The sequence below is a fragment of the Streptomyces sp. UNOB3_S3 genome (assembly GCF_020740895.1).
Taxonomy (GTDB): Bacteria; Actinomycetota; Actinomycetes; order Streptomycetales; family Streptomycetaceae; genus Streptomyces.
The window spans coordinates 1-3,178 of sequence record NZ_JAILXP010000559.1; the positions used below are offsets into that span (position 1 = coordinate 1).

Here is a 3,178-nt window from a genome sequence, read left to right on the forward strand (position 1 = left end):
GGCGTCGGCGGGCGGGGCCGCGGCCGCGACGGGCGCTTCGGCGGCGTCGCTCTTCATCGCCTTGGCCTCGCTCTTGAGGATGCGCATGGATTTACCGAGGGAGCGGGCCGTGTCGGGCAGTTTCTTCGACCCGAACAGGACGACCATGACGAGCACGACCACGAGGAGATGCCAGGGCTCCAGGGCGTTCCGCAGCATGACGGCTCCACCGCCTCTCTACTGATCCACCGATCTCTGCCGGCTCTTGTGACGTTCTGGCCTGATGGCTGAGCACACAATACTTGCTAGATTGCGCAACTGGACAACCAAAGTTCGTGGCAGCCCGTCCTACCGGGCGGAACGGCACGAACCGGGGGAGCGATGAGGGTACGGACATGACGGGCACGCGAGGCAGGCCGAGGCATCGGGTGCGGATCGTCACCGTGGTCGTGGTGTCGTTCCTCCTGCTGCTCGTCGCCGGCGCCGGATGGGTGTATCTGCGACTCGACGGCAACATCAGCACGTTCGACGCCGACGGCCTGTCCAAGGACCGCCCCGGCGCGGGGGTGTCCGGCCAGAACGTCCTGGTGATCGGCTCCGATTCACGGGCCGGCGGCAATGCCGAGCTGGGTGGCGGCGAGGGCGACGTGGGCCGCTCGGACACCGCCTTCCTGCTGCACGTCTACGGCGACCGCGAGCACGCCGTCGCCGTCTCCATCCCCCGGGACACCCTCGTGGACATCCCGCCCTGCCGGCTCCCCGACGGCGGCTGGACGGACGGGCAGCAGCACGTGATGTTCAACTCGGCCTTCACCGTGGGCGGCTCGGCCAAGGGCAACCCCGCCTGCACCCAGAACACCGTCGAGCGCCTCACCGGGCTGCGCGTCGACCACACGGTCGTCGTCGACTTCGCGGGTTTCTCCGCGATGACGTCCGCCGTGGGCGGCGTCGACGTGTGCGTCCCCAAGGACGTCTACCGGGGCGACCTCAACCCCAACCTCGGCTCGCGCGGCGAACTCCTCTTCCGCCAGGGCCGGCAGACCGTCTCGGGCCAGAAGGCGCTGGACTACGTACGGGTGCGGCACGGCATCGGCGACGGCTCCGACATAGGGCGCATCCAGCGGCAGCAGGCCTTCCTCTCCTCGATGATCAAGAAGGTCCGGTCCCAGGGCTTCAAACCCACCACCCTGCTCCCGCTCGCCGACGCGGCCACCAAGTCGATGACCGTGGACCCCGGGCTGGGCTCGGCGGACAAGATGCTGTCGTTCGCGATGTCGCTGAAGAACATCGACCTCCACGACATGAAGTTCGTGACCCTGCCCTGGCGCTACGACGGCAACCGCGTGGCGGTCGTCCAGCCCGACGCGGACGCCCTGTGGGCCTCGATCCGGGCGGACCGGACGATCGACGGCAAGGACGCGGGCCGGAAGGGGGGCGGGGACGGGCCGTCGCCCTCGGCCTCCGTCTCCGGCGCGGGGGTGAAGGTCTCCGTCCGCAACGGCACCACCGTCGACGGGCTCGCCGCCCGCGCCGCCGCCTCCCTCAGGAGCAGCGGCTTCGAGGTCACGGACACCGCCACGGCCGGCTCGCAGGACGGGACGAGCACGGTGATCGAGTTCGGCCCGGGCGCGGCGGCCGACGCGCGGACCGTGGCCCGGCTCTTCCCGGGGGCGTACGTGCGCGGTGCCGACATCGGCGGCGTCGTGGTCACGCTGGGGCGCGACTACGCGGAGGCGCCGTCGTCCGCGCCCTCCCCCTCGCCGTCGTCGTCGGGTGCCCCCGGTGGCGCCCCCGGCAGTACCCCCAGCGGCGCCCGCTCGGCGGACGACGACCCCTGCGCCAACCTCTCGTACGGCTGAGAAGCGGTGGAACGTTTATGCCTGATTGATCCGTTTTGGTGGTAGGTGCACAGTAGACCGTGAAGACGCCGAGGAGCCATGTCATGTCCGCCGTCGCTGTCCCCCGGGTGCCCGCCAGGTTGTTCCGGACCTGGCTCGTCCCCTTGATCGCAGCCCTGCTGACCTGCGCCGGCGCGCTGCTGTACGCCCCCGCCGCGCACGCCGCCGACACCGGCCTGGACGCCGCGGCCCAGGCGCTGCGCAAGGGCCCCGTCTACGTCGACCCCAGGGCCTCCGCGCAGCTGCCCGCGGCCGACGCCGACGCGCTGGCCAAGAAGATCAAGGACGCGGGCAAGCCCGTCTTCGTCGCCGTGCTGCCCAGCGCCTCCGAGTACCCGCAGAGCACGGTGCTGCGCGACCTGCGCACCAAGGTCGGGATCGCGGGCGTCTACGCCGTCCACCTCGGCGACAGGTTCAACGCGGCCGCCGACCGCTCGGTGATGTCCCGCAACGCCGTGAGCAACCTCGTCGGGTCCGTGCAGCGGTCCGGCGGTGACGCGAAGGCACAGCTGAACGACTTCGTCGACTCGGCCGACCGGACGGCCAGGGGCCACGCCCCCGGCTCCTGGGGCGGCGGCACCGAGGGCGTCGGCGCCACGGGCCTGATCACCGGCGGCGCGATCGTCGTCGCGGGCGGCGCCGGGGCGTACGCCCTCTACCGGCGCAACAAGCGCAAGCGCGAGGAGCGCGAGCGCGCCGAGCTGGACAAGCTGCGCGTGGTCGTCGACGAGGACATCACCGCGTTCGGCGAGGAACTGGACCGGCTGGACTTCTCGCCCTCCGAGGCCGGCGCCACGGACGAGATGCGCGCGGACTACGCGCGGGCGCTGGACGCGTACGAGGACGCCAAGTCCCGGATGGCGGCGGCGGGCAAGCCGGAGGAGGTCCAGGGGGTCACCGAGACCCTCGACAACGGCCGCTTCGCCCTGGCGACGCTGGCCGCGCGCCGCACGGGGGCGCCGCTGCCGGAGCGCCGGATGCCCTGCTTCTTCGACCCGCGGCACGGGCCGTCCGTCCAGGACGTCCAGTGGGCGCCGCCGGGCGGCGCGCTCCGCACCGTACCGGCCTGTGCGGCGGACGCGGCGCGGCTCGCGGACGGCCAGGAGCCCATGACCCGCCAGGTCCAGACCGACGCGGGCCCCCAGCCGTACTGGAACGCCGGCCCCGCCTACGGGCCCTGGGCGGGCGGCTACTTCGGCGGCGGCCTGCTGCCGGGGCTGCTGGTGGGCACGATGCTGGGCGGCCTGATGACCGGCCCGGCCTACGCGGCCCCCGGCTCGGACTACTCCGGCCCGGAGGGC

General features: G+C 72.7%; 3 protein-coding genes. 2 read left to right on the forward strand and 1 reads right to left on the reverse strand.

Annotated elements, in window-relative coordinates; genetic code table 11:
• Window positions 1-198 (reverse strand): Sec-independent protein translocase subunit TatA (tatA, locus tag K6I33_RS33550; protein WP_229358539.1); only part of this gene is annotated, 198 nt, incomplete at its 3' end.
• Between the two features lie 176 nt (window positions 199-374).
• Between tatA and K6I33_RS33555 the strand changes: the two genes are divergently transcribed.
• Window positions 375-1,838 carry an LCP family protein gene (locus K6I33_RS33555; RefSeq protein ID WP_229358541.1) on the forward strand — a complete coding sequence of 488 codons (1,464 nt, stop codon included), beginning with the start codon at window positions 375-377 and terminating at the stop codon, window positions 1,836-1,838.
• An 83-nt stretch (window positions 1,839-1,921) separates the two neighbouring features.
• Window positions 1,922-3,178, forward strand: a 1,257-nt coding sequence (locus tag K6I33_RS33560; protein ID WP_229358543.1) for a hypothetical protein, incomplete at its 3' end; no start/stop codon positions are given.